This window comes from Roseixanthobacter psychrophilus, assembly GCF_043195195.1.
In the GTDB taxonomy this organism is placed as follows: domain Bacteria; phylum Pseudomonadota; class Alphaproteobacteria; order Rhizobiales; family Xanthobacteraceae; genus NCEH01.
The window spans coordinates 1-360 of the sequence record NZ_JBAFWT010000210.1; the positions used below are offsets into that span (position 1 = coordinate 1).

1 pseudogene is annotated in these 360 nt (G+C 66.7%); it reads right to left on the bottom strand.

Annotated elements, in window-relative coordinates:
• Positions 1 to 360, bottom strand: a pseudogene (locus V5F77_RS29235) (Ti-type conjugative transfer relaxase TraA); the annotation flags it as partial.

Below are 360 nucleotides of genomic sequence, written 5' to 3' on the forward strand. Positions count from 1 at the left end.
CGGTGCCGAGAGAGGGCGACATAGCTGCCGTGGGCGTCCGTGCCCGGTGTCGCCAGGACATGGGTGCGGTCCACGGTCATGCCCTGCGCCTTGTGGATCGTCGCGGCATAGCCGTGATCGATCTTGTTGTAGTCCTTGAGGTCGAACGAGACGGCGCGCCCGTCGTCGGCGCGGACAGTCATGCTCTGCGGGCTGACCTGCTCAATGGTCCCGAGCGTGCCGTTCCTCACGCCAAGCCCGCGCTCGTTTTGCAGGAACATGATCCGGTCGCCGGGCGCGAAGTTCCGCACACCGCGTTCGGCGGCGACATGCACATCCGCGCCAAGTTCGCCTGCGTCACGCATTTTCTGGCGGGCCGCT